The organism is Clostridium sp. E02 (assembly GCF_003833015.1).
Taxonomy (GTDB): Bacteria; Bacillota; Clostridia; order Lachnospirales; family Lachnospiraceae; genus Lacrimispora.
Map to the genome: position 1 here is coordinate 62632 of NZ_RJLQ01000003.1, position 18625 is coordinate 81256.

16 protein-coding genes and 1 pseudogene are annotated in these 18625 nt (G+C 39.0%); 2 read left to right on the forward strand and 15 right to left on the reverse strand.

Annotated features, from left to right (window positions below; translation table 11 throughout):
• Nucleotides 1-49 precede the first annotated feature (49 nt).
• The 14 genes and pseudogenes from EFT72_RS02670 to EFT72_RS02735 all read right to left on the reverse strand — a co-directional run bounded on the left by EFT72_RS02670 (nucleotide 50) and on the right by EFT72_RS02735 (nucleotide 14357).
• Entirely contained in the window at nucleotides 50-1375 is a 1326-nt protein-coding gene (locus tag EFT72_RS02670; protein ID WP_124065352.1) for a 6-phospho-alpha-glucosidase, read from the reverse strand.
• A gap of 26 nt (nucleotides 1376-1401) precedes the next feature.
• Nucleotides 1402-2991, reverse strand: coding sequence for a PTS transporter subunit EIIC (locus EFT72_RS02675; RefSeq protein ID WP_124065353.1), 1590 nt, complete (start codon nucleotides 2989-2991; stop codon nucleotides 1402-1404).
• A 196-nt stretch (nucleotides 2992-3187) separates the two neighbouring features.
• Entirely contained in the window at nucleotides 3188-3958 is a 771-nt protein-coding gene (locus EFT72_RS02680; protein ID WP_164473060.1) for a MurR/RpiR family transcriptional regulator, read from the reverse strand.
• Between the two features lie 763 nt (nucleotides 3959-4721).
• Nucleotides 4722-5609: an effector binding domain-containing protein gene (locus EFT72_RS02685; protein ID WP_243109923.1), complete on the reverse strand. Its 888-nt coding sequence runs from the start codon at nucleotides 5607-5609 to the stop codon at nucleotides 4722-4724.
• Between the two features lie 215 nt (nucleotides 5610-5824).
• Nucleotides 5825-6433 (reverse strand): flavin reductase, encoded by a 609-nt coding sequence (locus tag EFT72_RS02690; protein WP_243109931.1) that lies wholly within the window; start codon nucleotides 6431-6433, stop codon nucleotides 5825-5827.
• A pseudogene (locus EFT72_RS02695) lies at nucleotides 6407-6755 on the reverse strand (transposase); the annotation flags it as partial. The pseudogene EFT72_RS02695 and the gene EFT72_RS02690, both read right to left, overlap by 27 nt.
• Before the next feature lie 219 nt (nucleotides 6756-6974).
• On the reverse strand, nucleotides 6975-8087 hold the full coding sequence (locus EFT72_RS02700) for a hypothetical protein (protein ID WP_124065361.1): 1113 nt from the start codon (nucleotides 8085-8087) through the stop codon (nucleotides 6975-6977).
• Nucleotides 8088-8155: 68 nt separating this feature from the next.
• On the reverse strand, nucleotides 8156-8629 hold the full coding sequence (locus tag EFT72_RS02705; RefSeq protein ID WP_124065363.1) for an immunoglobulin-like domain-containing protein: 474 nt from the start codon (nucleotides 8627-8629) through the stop codon (nucleotides 8156-8158).
• Between the two features lie 595 nt (nucleotides 8630-9224).
• Entirely contained in the window at nucleotides 9225-9440 is a 216-nt protein-coding gene (locus tag EFT72_RS02710; protein WP_124065365.1) for a hypothetical protein, read from the reverse strand.
• 246 nt (nucleotides 9441-9686) lie between these two features.
• Nucleotides 9687-11198, reverse strand: a complete 1512-nt coding sequence (lysS, locus tag EFT72_RS02715; protein WP_124065367.1) for a lysine--tRNA ligase — start codon at nucleotides 11196-11198, stop codon at nucleotides 9687-9689.
• A gap of 120 nt (nucleotides 11199-11318) precedes the next feature.
• A complete protein-coding gene (gene greA, locus EFT72_RS02720; RefSeq protein WP_124065369.1) occupies nucleotides 11319-11801 on the reverse strand; it encodes a transcription elongation factor GreA in 483 nt (160 codons plus the stop codon).
• 98 nt (nucleotides 11802-11899) lie between these two features.
• A complete protein-coding gene (gene dusB / locus EFT72_RS02725; RefSeq protein WP_124065370.1) occupies nucleotides 11900-12868 on the reverse strand; it encodes a tRNA dihydrouridine synthase DusB in 969 nt (322 codons plus the stop codon).
• Entirely contained in the window at nucleotides 12865-13248 is a 384-nt protein-coding gene (locus tag EFT72_RS02730; RefSeq protein ID WP_124065371.1) for a DUF6145 family protein, read from the reverse strand. Before EFT72_RS02730 ends, dusB begins: the two co-directional genes overlap by 4 nt.
• Nucleotides 13249-13349: 101 nt before the next feature.
• A complete protein-coding gene (locus EFT72_RS02735; RefSeq protein WP_124065372.1) occupies nucleotides 13350-14357 on the reverse strand; it encodes a LacI family DNA-binding transcriptional regulator in 1008 nt (335 codons plus the stop codon).
• 352 nt (nucleotides 14358-14709) lie between these two features.
• On the opposite strand from EFT72_RS02735, the gene EFT72_RS02740 reads away from it, so the two are divergent.
• Together EFT72_RS02740 and EFT72_RS02745 are read left to right on the forward strand one after the other, a co-directional pair.
• The gene (locus tag EFT72_RS02740; RefSeq protein ID WP_124065373.1) at nucleotides 14710-16191 is read left to right on the forward strand and encodes an altronate dehydratase family protein; all 1482 of its coding nucleotides are present in this window, start codon (nucleotides 14710-14712) and stop codon (nucleotides 16189-16191) included.
• 28 nt (nucleotides 16192-16219) lie between these two features.
• On the forward strand, nucleotides 16220-17710 hold the full coding sequence (locus EFT72_RS02745; RefSeq protein WP_124065374.1) for a tagaturonate reductase: 1491 nt from the start codon (nucleotides 16220-16222) through the stop codon (nucleotides 17708-17710).
• Between the two features lie 76 nt (nucleotides 17711-17786).
• Here the strand turns inward: EFT72_RS02745 and EFT72_RS02750 are convergent, their stop codons facing one another.
• Entirely contained in the window at nucleotides 17787-18617 is an 831-nt protein-coding gene (locus EFT72_RS02750; RefSeq protein ID WP_124065375.1) for a sugar phosphate isomerase/epimerase family protein, read from the reverse strand.
• Nucleotides 18618-18625: the final 8 nt, after the last annotated feature.

Consider the following 18625-nt stretch of genomic DNA (forward strand, 5'->3'; position numbering starts at 1 on the left):
GTATTTCAAAGATCATATATATCTTTGGAGTACCCTTCGTTTCCATTTTTTACGTTAATTGAGGCCAATATTCCTTATTGACATCAATGAAATCATCTAAAATCTGTTTTGCCACAGCTGCGCTCGGCACGGTCTTAGACAAGGTCAGGGCCTGCCACAGCTTCAGATAGCTTCCCTCTACCCAGGCCTCTACAACAAGCCGCTCCACTGCCAGTTGCTCTTCCATCAAGCCTTTTTCAAACGTAGGAATATTCCCTTGGCACAGGGGTTCCGGGCCGCTGTTTCCAACCAGGCAGGGCACTTCCACCATAGCGGTTGCGTCAAAATTAGAAATAGCGCCTTTATTTTCCACAATGCAAAGCATCTCTTCCTTTGTATTAAAAGCAATGGCACAGGCTAAGTCCACAATAAAGGAAGCATGGTTGTCAATGTTGAATTCTCCTCCATTTGCATTTCCTGCCTGGATAATGGTTCTTGCTGCACCGAACACCTCCTTTTCTCTGCCTTCGATTACCTCATTGGCTCTGGTATGATCCGGATTGGTATGCTCAACCACATAATCCGGGTAAAGGTAATATTTTAAATAAGTATTTGGTAAAAAATTGGGGTCCAGCTTTAATAAATCCGCTGCTTTTTTATGCGTTTGCTGCCAGCTTTCATCCATATGCTGGGTCTCCACCGATTTATCTGTCAGATAACCATTCCTAGATACATAATCCAAAAGCTCGGGCATTAAGTCGGTGCCATCCTTCGCCTTCACGCTGGTCCACCAACCAAAGTGATTTAAGCCAAAATACTTTACTTCCATATCCTTGGGATCTCTACCAACAATATAGCTCATACGGCGCTTGGTTCCCACCGGCATATCACAGATATTAATGATTTTGGAATGGGGCTTTAATACACGGCAGGCTTCCGCCACAATAGACGCCGGATTGGAATAATTTAACATCCAACAGTCCGGAGAATAGGTTTCCATAAAATCAATCAGTTCCATCATTCCGCCAATGCTTCTCATCCCATAAGCAATGCCACCGGGGCCGCATGTTTCTTGCCCCACCACATGATATTTCATGGGTATCTTTTCATCCAGCTCTCTCATGGCATATTTCCCCACACGGATATGTGCCATACAGAAATCCACATCCGTAAAAGCTTCTTCTGGATCCGTCGTGTAACGAAATTCTACATCTGGTGTTTTTTTCTTCATCACAATTTCCAGAGCCTTTGCTATAATCTCCTGACGCTCTCCGTCATTATCATAAAGCTTCAAAGAACGGATCGGGAATCGGTCTAGGTTATCCATCAGCATCATCACAATTCCGGGTGTATAGGTACTTCCACCTCCGGCTATTACAATCGAAAACTTTTTCATTCTTGTTTTCCTCCTTATTTTTTCCATCAGCTATTTTCTGTTTTCCCCAATTCCTTATCAACTGCCTTTCTTGCAGCACTGACCTTAAGCCCATATACTACCTGTACATTGCTTCCCTTTTTGACCACTGCATTAGCACCAGTTTTATTTTTCAGTACATCTTCGTCGATCAGATCAGGATTTGCAAGGATCAGGCGAAGACGGGTATAGCAGTTATCTACTTTTACAATGTTCTTTGCGCCGCCCAGAGCTTCCACGATCTGGGTTCCACTCAATTCACTGTCCTCTTTTGGATCCTTCCGTGATTTTTTTTCTTTGTATTCCGCTTTCGTATGAAGCTTCATATCCATTCCTTCATCCTCACGTCCCAAAGTTTTTAAATTCAGTTTCGTGATCAGTACACGGAACACGACATAATAGATTACGAAAAATCCGAGACCTGTCAAAATATACATTGGCCATCCGGTCTTGTGAATTCCCAAGGGCACGTTATAAAGCAGAAAATCCAAAAAGCCATTGGGTCCGATTGCACGTACATTTAAAATATTTAATACAACCATACTAAGCCCGCTTAACCCCGCATGAACGGCAAAAAGAACTGGAGCTACAAACATAAAAGAAAATTCTATTGGTTCTGTTACACCTGCGATAAAGGACGTAAACGCAGCTGGAATCAAGATTGCTTTTATTATGTTCCGTTTTTCCGGTCTTGCTGTGTGATACATGGCAAGGCAGGCACCAATCAAACCGAACATCTTGGAAATACCTCTTGCATCCCAGATGACGGAGGACGACAACACTCCGATAGACGGATCGGCTATTTCCGCATAGTAAATATTTCTGGCTCCTTCAAATACCTGTCCTCCTATTGTTTGAACACCCCCTAACGAGGTATACAAAAATGGAGTATAAACGAGGTGATGAAGACCGGTAGGTATGAGCAGGCGCTCCAGTGCTCCGTACATAAAGATCCCGAAATTCCCAGAATGGTTAATAAAAACGCCAAGACCGGTAATTCCGATCTGTACAAAAGGCCATACATAAGTAAGAACTACCGCCATGAGAACTGCTACGGGAATCAGAACAATAAATACAAATCTGGAACCGCCATAAATCTGAAAGGCATTTTGAAACTCAATTTCACAGAATTTATTATGAACAACTGCGGTGATAATTCCCAGAATAATTCCCAAAAATACCCCCATATCCAAAATCTGAATGCCCAGTACCATGGCCTGACCAGTTCCCCTTAATGATTCACCCGTATACATAATTCCAGTCAGATTCATAAATTTGTTCATGGCATTGATGAACACCAGGAATCCCAAAAGAGACGTAAACGCAGCTTCGGACTTCTTCTTATTGGCGAGGCCAGCCCCAAGCCCCACACAGAAGATCAGACCTAAGTTATTTAAGATAGCAACCAGGGAACCAGACAGGATGCTGCCAAAGCCCTTGGTTACTGGATTATCCAGAAATGGTAATAACTCTAGTAATTTGGCATTTGTAAACAGGTTGCCGACGGCGATCAGTATTCCTGCTATGGGCAGGATCAATACCGGTATAAACATGGCCTTCGAAAAGCGCTGCAACTGATCCATCACTTTATCCTTCATTCTCTTTTCCTCCAATATCATGATTCATTTGCTGTATTTTATCATTCCACGTGAAATTCATACCTGTATTATATCTATGCGACTGCCTGTTGTACATACTTTAACCCGGAATAGTAACCTGTTATCCCAGGTTGTAACATGTAACAAAAAAGCCCTGGATGCCGCCTGTCAAAGGGGCATTCAGGACCTTATTCCTTTATCCTTCTATTTTATCCATGTTTTGAAGCACTCTATGGTATTCATAGATCAATAACTCCATAAACATAATCACGTTAGGGAAAAATGTATTCGCCATCATGTTCCTGTCATCTAACTGATTGCTATCCTCAATCCGGAACTGCATATCCGTCATGGAACTGACCCGATTTTCGGCTTCATTCGTAAAGGATACGGTATATATACCGTTCTCCATGGCTGTCTTCACGCGGTCTACCACCCAATTTGTTTCTCCTGACCGTGAGACTGCAATAAACATTTCCATATTTTCCAGATTGTTTTCAAAAACTCCGATGGAATCCATTCCATTGGAATAAATACATTTGATGCCAAGTACCAACAGCTTTTTCGTTAAGTATTCTACAGGAATGGCGGAAAATCCCGTCGCATACAAGAATACATAACCGGCCCCCATATGGCCGATTCGCCTGGCAAATTCCCGGATATCCTCATAGGAATTATATTTTAAAAGTGAATTGCTGCAGAAGCTGTTAATAAACTGCATGTCCGTATTTACATTATCATTTGCACGATTCACAAGGGGAAGAAGCTTATAATACATGTCCACAAATCCATTATACCCCAGTTTTTTTGTCAAACGCATAATTGTCGAAGTAGAAGTGAAGTTCTCCTTTGCAACACCGCGGACTCCCATCTTAAGCATGGAATCCATATGATCTATCATATAACGGAGAACACTGTTCTCCACCTCTGTTAAGTTCCTTCCAGCTGTCAGTTTGCTTAAATCCACCATTTTCTACCATCTCCATTTTACTGTTTTTTTTACTATAACTGATTTTGATATTTTTATCAAATAGATTATGGAGGAGCCCTGTAGTATACAGACTCAGCCTCTTTGTAGCATAAAGAAAAAGGCGAAGTGGAAAAATCCACCTCGCCATAAAGTCTAACTTTAATTCACATCATTCCCCAGCCCCTTTTTTTAAAGTATCTGTCTTTTACATAATTTTTTATATATTTATACTAAACTAACACGCACATCTATATTCACACCTCTGGAACACTTTAATGAAATTTGGATAATATATATATAGCTTTCTCTTTGTCCTTTTTAAGTACTAAAAGTCTATAAAAATTTTTCACTTCGCTAGTTCTACTTAAAGCCACTCCTCTTCCATCTAGGTTTCATTCTTTACCAATTCTTATTTATAGGCTTCAAAATATGAAATGAAGTCATTTGTAGCGCCTGCTATTTCATTTGCATTTGAAGGTCTTGTTTTAGGGAATACTTTGGGTGTTAGCTTATCTAGAGCTAGGATGCCCTATCTCGGTACCATAAAATTTTGTCGGTAACTTCCACATAAATATCCATCGATGTTTCAATACTTGCATGCTACATAACCGACTACATAAAGATCGATACAATCAACATTCTTAAATATCTTAGACATACGAATACTCCTAATCAATGTATTAAAATCAAGAACAGCGTCATTGCTATTTGGTTTATACAATAGGCTACCCTACACTGGAGAATAGCCTATTCATATTTATTATATCTTTTTCTTTACAGCATACCACAGTTCAACATATCCCAAATCAGAGTTACCACCGTATACCTCAAAATTTATACCGTTTGCTTGTTCGTATTCGGCAGTAGGAAGCCATTCCGAAAAAAAACGTTTATTAAGCTTATTGACGACTTCGACAACTTTGTCCCATTTGAATTTTTCAGATGGAATTATAACCCATGTATGTGCTGGAATATTTGCAACCGTGTAACCGTCAGTGTTACTATTTTCCCCTTTGAATGCACACTGCATATATGCAAATGTACCAGGTTCTGTTTGTTTATAATCACATACTCCATGTACCTTACATAATCCAGGACTGACGAATGATGGCAAATTACCCGCATCAGCCACAAGTTTTTCATATGCACCGTTTGCATGATTTCTGTTCCAGAGCTCATGCGGATTACTGTGATGCACAGCATTATCATGTAGAATATCTGCATTCATACCGCTTCCATCTGTTTTAAATACACCCTCGCAGCCAAAAACTTGAAATGCGTCCTTACTTTCAATACGATAATCCATTTCTTTCTCTCCTTTGATTGAAATTTGGAAAGAAATCCTTGGGTATGCTTTTAACGTCACTCCATCGGTACGTGCTTTGGTTGGCGTAATCCCGTGGAGCGCCTGAAATGCACGTGAAAATGAAACAGGTGAATCATAACCATACTTTAATGATAAATCAATCACCTTAATATCCTTATCTTGCAGTTCGATTGCTGCCAGAGTCAACCTTCTTCTACGAATATACTCTGTAAGTGAAATATCGGTTATAAATGAAAACATTCTATATAAATTGTAAATTGAACAACCAGCTATTTTAGCCAGCTCTTCCTGATCAATCTCGCTTGTAAGGTTATCTTCCACATACGTTATCACCAAGCTCATTCGCGATAATAAATCCAAGAATCTCCCTCCCTTCAAACAAAGTATATCCCATAAATAAATTATTGTCGCAACATTTTATGCCGGATTTTGTGTGGATCTTCTAGCCGATCTCTTTTTATTTATTTTCCATTATCCGAATAAAACTTTACGCTAGCTTATGTATTTTTGTGCCTGAGAATTCATTTGGAGTTTTACTAATACTCACCCATATCTCTAAATTTTTGTAATACGGCTATATAATCACGGGAGTTTCCCGTAAAGGTTTCAGGATTAACAGGATAATGAATATTATAAAGATATCCGTTCTCCCCGTAGCGCCCATGTGTCGCCTCATCTAAATACGTTTCATCAATACAAATATTTGTCACCTCAAAACACATAAGAACGTGACTGCTCCCTTCTTTGATCTCTCGTTCCCATAAATAACGACTTTCAAGAGAAAGAAAACATTCTTTGATACGTGGTGCTTTCACTGTAGAAGCGGGTTCTGATGTAAGTCCTGAAAGACTAATTTCATCATCATTTAAGCTGTTATTGCTAATAGTATCTAAGCACAGCTGATAGATATCGCCAGAAGGGAAATTCAATACAACTTCCCCATTTTCTTTTACCGTCTGATATAGGTGTCCCTCTTTGTTTACATTGGATAAAATTGCATAAAAACCTTCTCCATCTCCATTGAAGCAGGCCCAAGACTGCAAACATGCATTAGGCTTGCCGTTTGACTTATAAGATGTTACAACAAACAATGGTGACGGAATCGCTGTCACAAAAACAGAGTATTTGTGGGCATTTGCCTTGATCACATTTACTTTCGTCCTAAGATCAGCGCTGCTTGCTTGGCTCTGCCCGCCTTTGGTGTAAAATATCGTTCTCCATCTTAAGCTTCTGGATTTCCTTGCGAAGCCTAAGCAGTTCGGTATCTTCTGTAGAACGGTTATCTTTTTCTTTAAAGGAACCACTGTTATTAGCCTGGGCGATCCATTTATCAAGGAGTGAGCTTGCAATATCATATTCTCTGATAATATCGCATTTTCTTTTGCCACCTCGATAGAGATCAACGATTTGTTGTTTTAATTCAGGTGAAAACGTACGGCGTGGTCTTGGTTCTTTGTTTTTAGACATAGGGCATCATCCTCTTATTTCATATAGTATAAAAGCATATAGATTGGGCGGGTCCAGAAAGCCGGCCCGCCTTTAATTATTACTAATTTGTGTATATCGGATACTGCAACATTCCGTCTTGGTCAGATAATTCCATTGTTGTTATTTACTAAAATATTTAATATTTCTAGCTTTGTATTTCCACTGTATTCCCAGACCAAAACATTCTTCGTATAGTAATTAATATGGGATTACATCTAAAGAATCAATAACCCTTTTTACCGTACAAAATACTGCTGAGCTGCCATTTCCACCCCGATGAATACCTGCTGGTATTGAATCCCCATTAACTACCATATATACGAGGCCACCACTATCTCCCTTAGCTGAACGATAATCTGCCAAAACAGTGTGGTTAACTGTCATACCATCATCTGTTCTACTTGTGTAATCAGATGATAGTATTTTTCCAGTAGTCAAGTTGGTTTTATATCCTTCTTTTTTTACATTTGCTCCGGTTGGAAAACTAACTACATAATGGTTTCCGACAATACTAACTCCACTGGCTGTTTTTGTTTGTACGGGTGCTTGCGATTCTGATTTAACAAAACTTGCATCTACATTTTTGTCATAACTAATCATGCTAATAGTACCAGCTGGGTTTCCGTCTGGAGTATAAACTCTTTTGCCCGCAGACATTCCATGCCCACACGTAACATAACCATTACCATACATGCCACTCTGGGCTCTAAAGCCTACACTAAAATTGTATTGATACGAGCTGTCTTGATAATAAGCTTTAGATCCTAATGATACAGCGGTCTGTGTTTGCATTATTTCTTTCTCATTAAAAACTATAGCATCTGACCTAATAATATTATTTTCAAAATTTTGTTTCATATCATCTGTTAAATTTTTAAATGAAACTACGACTCTATTATCTTTTTCAAATATGCCAAATCCAGAAATATTCGATAGCCAATCTTCATTTTTATGATTTTCAATATAATTAATGATAGTATTATTTATTCCCTCCAGTTTATTGAGAGAATACTCTGCTGGAACAAATGACGCATTAACCATATCTAAACTTCTTTTTGAGTAATCTATATCTGTCGTTAATATAATCAATTCACCTGCGTCTCCTATATAAGCACCTGCGTAAAAATCCGGATAATTATCGCTTGCTATTTTAGCTAATGATTTATTATTAAATGATTCCATTAATTTCCAGTATTCTAAAACAGCCTTACTTTGATCTTGCTCATTCTCAGAAGTGCTAGCCATAGCTATACCTGAAAATACAAGTGAAAGTGTTAATAATATTGCAAAAAAAGCTCTTTTTAACTTCATTGATTCTTCCCCCTTATTATGATTTTTAAAAAATATATATTAAAAAGGTGTGTGGCGTAAGCACATAATTAAATTGAAAATTCAGCACTAATATAATATTCTTTAGGATTGCCCTGTTGTGATTCAGTACTAAAACCTTTTATTATTCGATAATGACCAGAAGCTAATTTACCATATAATATCTCAAAATCAGTAGACCACGTGAAATCGCTTCCCTTTTTTAATGCATACCCTATAGAAGTAAACATGATATCATCGTTTGCCGGTAAAGAATACCACTTTTTACCTTTCTTTACTTCAAGAATATAATCTTCACCAAACGTTACCTCATCATCAGCAGAATAATTAATAAGCACTGTAATTTTTGTATCAACTACACTTTCTACCGTCATAATTACTCCATTAAAATCATTTAAAACTAAAGTGCTTTCAGTCCTATTTTGATTTATTTCATTATTATCTTTATAATTAATACTGTATCTATAAATTAATATCAATAAAAATGTAATGATGAAGGCAAAGAAATATACTTTTTTTTTCATATTCTTATCCTTTACTTTTACAATGTAATTACACTGCAATTTATTTTTACACCTTTATAACCCCATAGCCATTTGTATCACCACTTCCTCGTTAAATATTTTTAGTTAGGCCACACCTCTTTTAATATCTTTTGCTTAAATTTACCATACCATAATTTCCGTAATGTGTAAATCAAATAAATAAATCTTAATTTTATTGTCGGAAATCATATTATTATCGTTAATAATATTGTATTTAAAACGTATTTTTTTAATATTTTAATTTTATTAAGATATATCGTAGAAATTTATTAATTCTTTTCGTTGTCTGCAATGAATTGCTATAACTATTCTTAAGTAATTTCCATAGAAAAACTCCCTTCTGAAAATGAATTATTTAACTAATTCATTCCCGGAAAGAGGCCATTTTTTTCCAATAATTTCTTTGATTCAAAAGCTTCACCGAGATAACGCTATTAATGATTCCAGCCTTCCATATGCTCATTCTGCGTTGGTAAACACAGCTGGCACATCATCGATTCGCCCCTTCATTCTATTAAATTTATAGAAACTTCTTCCAAATAAGGATTCTGCTGACTTCTCACAGATCGTTTGTTTAGTGTAAAATAAAACTGTAACGAAGGGGGTGAGGACATAAACCTGGATTTAATATAATACCAGGAGCCCATTTTGTATTTTTGTCTATTCCTTCCACTATGTCCGAATCATTTTCTGAAATCATTTCCACTATATCACCGATTTTTTCATCAACTAAAGCTGAGAATTCTTCCTCCGCGGGGGCTTCTTTTTTTGCTATTTCGAGTTTATCCATTTTAATCACCCTCCCTGTTTTCAAATTTTGAAAACAAAAAAAGGACACTTCTTGTTAAAGAAATGTCCAAATAATAAAAGCACTTTTGCTATATTATATTGTGTAAACCAATTACTGATATTTCATACATAGATGTATAGAGCTTTATCCCGGCTTATATCAAATTAACTATTTGATGTATATTTGATGTAAATCTCTTTAAATTCAAGTAAAAAACCTGCGTAGACTATTGATTTTATTAGGTTTTTACCTATCTAAGGACTTCATCGTCGGGAACAACAAAACATCTCTGATTGCATAGGAATCTGTAAGAAGCATCACCATTCTATCAATTCCGATTCCGATTCCACCTGTAGGCGGCATACCGATCATCAGAGCATTAACAAAATCATCGTCCATGGAATTGGCTTCCTCATCCCCTGCTGCAAGTAACGCTTCCTGTGCTTTAAACCGTTCGATCTGATCCAAAGGATCATTTAACTCAGAATATGCATTTGCCATCTCACGTTTGGTAATAAACAACTCAAACCGTTCCGTGTATTCCGGATCTTCCGGCTTTTTCTTTGTCAACGGTGAAATCTCAATGGGATGATCAATGATAAACGTAGGCTGAATCAGATGTTCTTCTACAAACTCCTCAAAAAGCAGACTTAAGATATCACCCTTCTTATGGTGTTCTTCATAAGAAACATGGTACTGGTCAGCCAGAGCCTTTGCTTCTTCATCGGTATGAATAACCGTAAAATCAATGTCCTTATATTTCTTTAAAGCGTCAACCATAGAAATACGCTCGAATGGTTTGGATAAATCAATCTCCACTCCATCATAAGAGATCACTGCCGTACCAAGAACCTGCATGGCAACCGAACGGAATAGATTCTCTACCAGATCCATCATGCCGTGATAATCTGTATATGCCTGATATAATTCCAATAATGTAAACTCAGGGTTATGACGGGTATCCACCCCTTCGTTACGAAATACACGTCCAATTTCATAAACACGTTCCAGACCGCCTACAATCAATCTCTTTAAATAAAGTTCCAGAGAAATCCGTAGCTTAACATCCTCATCAAGCGCATTGTAATGAGTTTCAAACGGTCTAGCCGCTGCACCACCTGCGTTGGAAACCAACATCGGTGTTTCTACCTCCATAAACCCTTGTGCATCCAGATGATTCCGGATCTCTTTGATAATCTGTGATCGTTTTACAAATGTATCACGTACCTCAGGATTCATGATGAGATCCACATATCTCTGTCGGTATCGAAGATCTGTATTAGTCAGTCCGTGGAATTTTTCAGGAAGAATCTGAAGACTCTTTGAAAGGAGAGTCACACTTTCTGCATGGATAGATTTCTCACCAGTTTTGGTGGTAAACGCATTTCCTTTTAATCCAACGATATCACCAATATCCATCTTCTTAAATTCTTTGTATTCCTCTTCACCAATACTGTCTCTGGCTACATAAGACTGAATGGTACCTTTTAAATCCTGAATATTACAAAAAGAAGCTTTCCCCATTACACGTTTGGACATCAGACGTCCTGCAACAGACACTTCCTTCCCTTCCCACTCTTCATACTGCTCTTTGATCTCACTGCTATGAACGTTAACATCGAATTTCGTTACTTGAAAAGGATCTTTTCCTGCCTGCTGAAGTTCTGCCAGTTTCTCACGACGAACTTTAAGCAAATGGTTTAAATCCTCAACCTTTCCCTGCTTTTGATTCTGATTTTGATTCTGGTTTTCTGCCACCTATTTACACTCCTTTGTGAACGACATAAAAGAAGTTCGTTTCGCCTTTCAGCTCTTCGAACCGCTTAATCTCTAAAAATTCGTTAATGTTTTACTTCTCTTTGCCCAAAAAAATTGTGGTTAAGACACTCGCTGGATCTCCAGAACTTTGTACTTAATCACTCCAAGCTGAGTCTCTACACTTACTGTTTCTCCCACTTGTTTGCCTAATAAAGCCTGACCAACCGGTGATTCATTGGAAATTTTATTCTGAAGACTGTTCGCCTCCGTGGAACCAACAATTTTAAATTCCATCTCTTCCTCTTCATCTATATCAAAAACTTTCACCTTACAGCCAATGTTAATCTTGTCTAAATCGATCTCGTCTTCAACGACAACCTCTGCATTCTTAAGCAGTTTTTCTAATTCTTCAATCCGTAATTCAATGTCTCTTTGCTCGTCTTTGGCTGCATCGTATTCTGCGTTCTCCGACAAATCGCCCTGTTCTCTGGCCTCTTTAATCTTTTGGGCCACTTCTTTTCTCTTTACTACCTTTAATAACTGTAGTTCATCTTCATATCTCTTAAGACCTTCATAGGTTAAAATATTTTTCTTATCTACCATGGTTTTGGGTTCCTCCTGGTTTCTTAACTCTCATTCGCATTCCAGATATTATAGCGTAAACATCTTAAAATGTCAATATTAGAGCACTTTTTTCCTAGTTACAATCCACTAATTCTATCTTCTACAAATTGCTTTAATTCGTCCACTGTTTCCACCTGGTTAATATCGTTCCTAAGCTTCGCAGAATGAGGCAGCCCAGCCGTATACCATGCCATATGTTTTCGCATCTCTCGCATGGCTGTCACTTCACCTTTATGCTCCATTTGCATACTTCCGTGTAAAAGGATCATTTCCCCGATCTCTCTTCCTGTTGGAGCGGGAAGCACCTCTCCGGTTTCCAGATAATGAAGAGTTCTGGAAAAGATCCATGGATTTCCTTTGGCTCCGCGAGCAATCATCACACCATCACAACCCGTTCTATCCATCATTGCTTTTGCATCCTCCGGTTGGAACACATCGCCATTTCCGATCACTGGAATACGAACCGCTTCCTTCACACGCCTTATGATATCCCAGTCAGCCGTTCCAGAATAATACTGTTCCCTGGTCCTTCCGTGGACCGCAACTGCCGCCACTCCACAGCTTTCCGCCATTTTAGCAAACTCTACTGCATTGCAGTCTTCCTCTGTAAATCCTTTTCTAAACTTCACCGTGACCGGTTTTTTAACGGTTTTTACCATAGCAGAAAGGATGCGCTCAGCCAATTTGATGTCCTTCATAAGGGCCGATCCCTCCCCGTTATTCACAATCTTAGGAACCGGACAGCCCATGTTTACATCGATGAGTGCAAAAGGACCCGATTCAATCGACGCAGCCATTTCCGCCATAATTTCTGGATCAGAGCCAAAAAGCTGTACGCCCACTGGGCCTTCCCCTTCTGCAACCTTTAATAATTCATTTGTGTTTTTGTTTTTATATAAAATGGCTTTGGCACTAACCATCTCAGTTACTGCCATACCGCACCCTTGTTCTCTGCAAAGAAAACGAAATGGCAGGTCTGTAACCCCTGCCATCGGCGCCAGTATGAGATTGTTATCAAACGTCATGTTCCCAATTCTAAGCTTCACGTATCTTCCTCTCCGCCCTCTAGTTTCTCTCCCAGGCAAAATACCCGGTAGAACATTTCAAGTGATTCCAATAAATCCTTTTTTTCATTCTGATATTGCTTGATTTTAAGCACACTTCCGATTTCATCAAAGAGATAGTCACCCTCCACCGACGAAACTTTAAATTCAAGCGTCCCATCCTCATTATATTCCAGTACCAGCGATCCGCCAACATCTTCCGTATAAAGCACACATAAGATTTTTAATTCTTGCTTAATACGTTCTGGTAAACTGTTAAACTCTTCGTTAAAATAATATTTCTGTTCGTACGAATTGGCACCGCAAAGCACCACATTCTCTCCCTCTTGTCCCACTTTATATCCACCACTCTTTCCATACATGCTTCCTTATCATTACCCAAACTTATGAATAAATACCGAAAATTCTTTCCTTATTTTACTGGTTTTATATTGTAGCATACACCGGTAAAAATAACAATACATTAAAAATCTGTAGTACAACGTTTTACCAGCTTACAGGCAATCTTACAGTCTTTGTTTCCCTCAGTTTTTCCCCCATGTAAGATCTTCATCATATTATTAACCGTAATATTACATAATTCCTCTACCTTATTATCAATGGATGAAAGTTCCGGATCGCTGCACACCGATAAGTTAGAATTGTTAAAACCTGTGATACAAAGATCTTTCGGTATATTTAAAAGTTTTGAATTGGCATATTTGATTGCTCCTACCGCAAGCCCATCATCTGTCGCAACTACACTGTCAAACGATAAATCTCTCCGTTCCAGCAAAATATCCCGAACCGTATGGATCTTGTTTTTCACATAAAGCTTTAAATCTCCCAGTACCGGAAGTCCATTGGCTTTCAATGCGGCTTCATAACCCGCCATTTTTTGAGTCGCACTATAAGAATGGGAATCACAAAGAAACAGAATCCTTTTTCTCCCTGACTCTATCATCTGAGAGGTAACATCAAATGTTGCATGAAAATCATCCCCATATGCACAATAGATATTTTCTCCGTTCAAATATCCATTAATCAAAAAAACAGGAACCTGTTTTGCTGCATCGTATACATACTGTACAACACTCTCTCGTTCTTCCATACCAGCATACGTGGAACCAACCATGATCAAAGCATCAATTCTTTTTGCCAAAATCAGGCTCACGTACTTTTCCTTCACAGACTGTTCATAACCACTGCAGCATAAGATACAATCATAACCATATTCATGCATACGGCTCTCCAAATGTGCCACTGCAGTCGCCATATAAGCATCTGACACATCTGGACAGAGAATCCCAATTGTCTTCATGGAATCCAGTCCCAGCCCTCTAGCAAATACATTGGGAGTGTATCCATTCTCTTCCATAACGGCTCTTACTTTCTGCTTGGTTTTTTCACTTACACGGGGACTGTCGTTCACCACTCGAGACACCGTAGCGATGGATACTCCTGCAAGTTCTGCAATATCATATATATTCATTCTAGTCGTTCCTCTTACATATTAAATGTATTCCCTCGTTTAAATTTCTAACGTTTCAATCCCACCCTGTGTGCCTGCCTTATTTCCCGTTATCTTAACTATTCTGATAAGCGTAAGCGCTTACACTTTTTTCGGGTTTATTATACAAGATTCTTACCTATAAAGCAACTAGTATTCCTTATTTAAATACTAGTATGCAAAATTACATTTGAATGCAAGCCCCATAACTAAGAGAAAAGCGCTTTCTTTTCCCTTTCCCTATTGACGAAGGAAAAAAAATAGTGTATGTTTTATGTAAGTACTTACATCTTCTTCAAAATTCAAAACTGGTACTAAGAAAGGAAAGGAACTTATGCAGGATTTTATTAAAATTAATTCCAGCGATAACGTTGCTGTTGCTTTAAAGCCACTTGCTTCCGGCACAGAGGTACTGCTTGATGGCAAAACCATAACTCTTCTGGAAGAAATCCCACAAGGCCATAAATTTGCTCTTACCGATCTCCCAGCTGGCTCCTCTGTTCTAAAATATGGATGTGCAATCGGAATCACAAAAGACTCCATCGCAGCCGGAGGCTGGATTCATACTCACAATTTAAAAACAGGGTTAGGTGACTTACTAACCTATTCTTATGATAAGCAGGAAATCGAAATAGTCCCTACAAAGGAACGGTTTTTCCAGGGATACCGAAGACCCAATGGGAAAGTAGGCGTCCGCAATGAAATATGGATCATACCAACCGTAGGATGTGTCAACAAAATTGCCACTGCCATTGAACGTGCCTCCCAAAAACATGTAACTGGGACGATCGATGCGGTAGCTGCATTCCCTCATCCATACGGCTGTTCCCAGATGGGCGATGATCAGGAATATACAAGAACCATACTGGCTGACCTAATCAATCATCCAAACGCAGGTGGTGTACTGGTCCTTGGACTTGGATGTGAGAACAGCAACATTACTGAATTAAAACGCTACATCGGCGATTACGATGAACGAAGAATTAAATTTTTAGTTGCACAGGAGTCCGAAGACGAGATTTCTGATTCCCTTGAGTTGATCGACGAATTAGCCGAGTACGTTAAAACCTTTCACAGAGAACCAATTAGTTGCAGCGAACTGATCATTGGTATGAAATGCGGCGGTTCTGACGGCTTATCTGGAATTACAGCCAATCCAACCGTTGGCGCATTTTCTGATCTGCTTGTTTCCAAAGGCGGTACCACCATATTAACCGAAGTTCCAGAGATGTTTGGTGCAGAAACGCTTCTTATGAACCGATGCCAGAATGAAGAAACATTTGAAAAAACAGTGGATCTAATCAATGATTTTAAGAATTATTTTACCAGTCACAACCAGACGATTTATGAAAATCCATCCCCAGGCAATAAAAAAGGGGGAATTTCCACATTAGAGGACAAGTCCTTAGGCTGTGTACAAAAATCAGGAACTTATCCAGTTATGGATGTATTAAAATATGGAGAATCGGTGCAGACGAAAGGATTAAATTTATTGAGTGCACCTGGGAATGATCTGGTTGCCTCTACTGCCCTTGCAGCATCTGGTGCCCACATTGTACTATTCACCACAGGCCGGGGAACTCCATTTGCCTGTCCAGTACCAACCATGAAGATTTCTACGAACACTGCGCTGAGTGAAAAGAAAAGCAATTGGATCGATTTTAATTGCGGAGTTTTAGTAGAAGATACGGATATGGATACACTGAAAAACCATTTTTTTGATTTTGTTGTAGAAACTGCTTCTGGCAAAAAAGTCAAATCAGAAGAGGCTGGATTCCACGATATGGCTATCTTTAAAAAAGGCGTCACCTTATAATTTAACGGGTGAGAAGGAGAGAATTAATATGGAAAAATTATGTTACGAAACACTAGAAAAGCAAGGGTACGAGGGCTACTTACTCAAAGAAGCTCCAGAACGTGTATTACAGTTTGGCGAGGGGAATTTTTTAAGAGCCTTTGTAGACTATTTTATCGATGTACTAAACGAAAAAACGGGTTTTAACTCTAAAGTAGTTCTATGCCAGCCAATTGCACCTGGACTTGCCGATAAGATCAATGAACAGGAAGGACTCTACACTCTTTTTCTCCGTGGATTTGAACATGGCAAAAAAGTCAATGCCAAACGTGTTATCTCCTGTGTAAGCAGATGCCTAAATCCATACGAGGATTATGAAGCGGTTCTTTCTTGTGCAGAAAATCCCGATCTTCGCTATATTGCCTGCAACACCACCGAAGCCGGTATTGTATATGATCCTGCCTGCAAATTTAGTGATATTCCTGCAGAGAGCTACCCTGGTAAATTAACTCAGTTTTTATATCGCAGGTTTGAAAAACTGGGAAAAGAAGCTGGAAAGGGATTTGTCATACTTTCCTGTGAGCTCATCGATAACAATGGAAAAGAACTGGAAAAATGTGTCATGGAATATGCGAAACAATGGGATTTAGGGGATGAATTTATAAACTGGATCCAATCAGAAAACATCTTCTGCTCTACATTGGTGGACCGCATTGTAACAGGATATCCAAGGAACGAAGCCGCTTCCATCTGTGAAGAATTAGGGTATCAGGATAATTTAATCGACACGGGTGAAGTCTTTGGTTTTTGGGTCATTGAAGGACCCGAGCATTTAAAGAAAGAGCTGCCATTTGAAGAAGCAGGGCTGCCCGTAATGATCTGTGATAATCACAAGCCGTATAAACAGAGAAAAGTACGCATCCTAAACGGAGCGCATACTTCCTTTGTATTGGGAGCATACCTTGCTGGAGAAGATATTGTTCGGGATTGTATGGACGATGAAGTAATCTGTGGATTTATGAACAAAACCATATACGATGAGATCATCCCTACCTTAACACTTCCGGAAGAGGAACTAAAAAGCTTTGCTGCTTCTGTAACCGAGCGCTTTAAAAATCCATTTATTGATCATGCATTATTAGCAATATCACTTAATTCCACTTCCAAATGGAAAGCCCGCGTCATGCCTTCCTTGAAAGGATATGTAGAGAAAAATAAGGCACTTCCCAAATGCATCACAGCCTCTTTTGCCTTCTATATTGCATTCTATCATGGAACAAAGTTGACAGACAGCGGTCTCACTGCTTCCCGCCCAGCTGGAGATGAATATACCGTCAACGACGATAAAGCGGTATTAGAGTTTTTCTATGATCACAAAGATGATGACGTAAAAACACTGACTCAGGCCGTATGCAAGAATGTGGCTTTCTGGGGCGAAGATTTAACTAACATCCCTGGATTTTTAGAAGCCGTAACCAATTATGTTACCGCGATCAAGGAAACTGGGGCTTATGAAGTTATGAAAGACTGTTTAAAATAAGGAAATAGCACAAAGGGGCGAAAATCACAATACAATGTGATTTTCGCCCCTTCTGTCCCTACAAGATTCGAATGAATTATAATTTATAATCTTCCAGAAATTCCCTTGACCACTCTGCATTATCCGGAGTGCTATCCTCGATTGTCATCTGAATATAAGGCTTTTCTTTCTTTGCAAAATTCAAAATGGTATCATATTTCATAACTCCGGTTCCAGGTGCACTTGATACGACCCGATCGCCTTCTATCACAAAATCTTTCATATGGAGAACATCTGTATACGCACCCAGATCCTTTATCGCCTCTCCAATCACCTGATCATAGTGCTCACTGTTTTCCACAGATAAGAGATTCACTGGATCAAGAATGATTCTTAAATTAGGAGAATTGATTGCTTCTAACACTTTTATTGCCTGCTTGGAATTGTATACAATATGGTTCCATACCGGTTCAATGGCCATAATAACACCGAACTGCTCTGCACATTTCACAACTGGACGAAAATTAGCAATAAACGTCTGCAATGCTTCTTCGGTATGACATGCAGGTTCGTATTTGTAATCCGCATTGGGCGCGCCAGTCTCAGTTCCAACCACACTACAGCCTAAAATAGATGCAAAACGAAGATGGGACTCGTAGCGGTGTTGTATCTTTTTAATCTCTTCCGGATCTGGGTGGGCTAAATTTAAATAACAGCCTAACACCGCAATATCCAAATCATTTTGTGCAAATACCTTCCGTAAATAGGAGGCAAATCCTGGTGTCAGAGCAGAATCATCAACGGAATGCTCTTTCACCGTCTTGTTAAGCGCCAGATGTACACAAGAAAATCCCTGTTCCTTCGCAATCTTTACACGTTCCTCTATGGTGCCTGGTTCCACATCATGTAATCGAATCCCAATCTGCATAGTTAACT

Coding starts and splice junctions, on each gene's coding strand:
- EFT72_RS02670 (WP_124065352.1), bottom strand. CDS start 1,375: ATGAAAAAGTTTTCGATTGTAATAGCCGGAGGTGGAAGTACCTATACA.
- EFT72_RS02675 (WP_124065353.1), bottom strand. CDS start 2,991: ATGAAGGATAAAGTGATGGATCAGTTGCAGCGCTTTTCGAAGGCCATG.
- EFT72_RS02700 (WP_124065361.1), bottom strand. CDS start 8,087: ATGAAGTTAAAAAGAGCTTTTTTTGCAATATTATTAACACTTTCACTT.
- EFT72_RS02705 (WP_124065363.1), bottom strand. CDS start 8,629: ATGAAAAAAAAAGTATATTTCTTTGCCTTCATCATTACATTTTTATTG.
- EFT72_RS02710 (WP_124065365.1), bottom strand. CDS start 9,440: ATGGATAAACTCGAAATAGCAAAAAAAGAAGCCCCCGCGGAGGAAGAA.
- greA (WP_124065369.1), bottom strand. CDS start 11,801: ATGGTAGATAAGAAAAATATTTTAACCTATGAAGGTCTTAAGAGATAT.
- EFT72_RS02730 (WP_124065371.1), bottom strand. CDS start 13,248: ATGTATGGAAAGAGTGGTGGATATAAAGTGGGACAAGAGGGAGAGAAT.
- EFT72_RS02735 (WP_124065372.1), bottom strand. CDS start 14,357: ATGAATATATATGATATTGCAGAACTTGCAGGAGTATCCATCGCTACG.
- EFT72_RS02740 (WP_124065373.1), top strand. CDS start 14,710: ATGCAGGATTTTATTAAAATTAATTCCAGCGATAACGTTGCTGTTGCT.
- EFT72_RS02745 (WP_124065374.1), top strand. CDS start 16,220: ATGGAAAAATTATGTTACGAAACACTAGAAAAGCAAGGGTACGAGGGC.
- EFT72_RS02750 (WP_124065375.1), bottom strand. CDS start 18,617: ATGCAGATTGGGATTCGATTACATGATGTGGAACCAGGCACCATAGAG.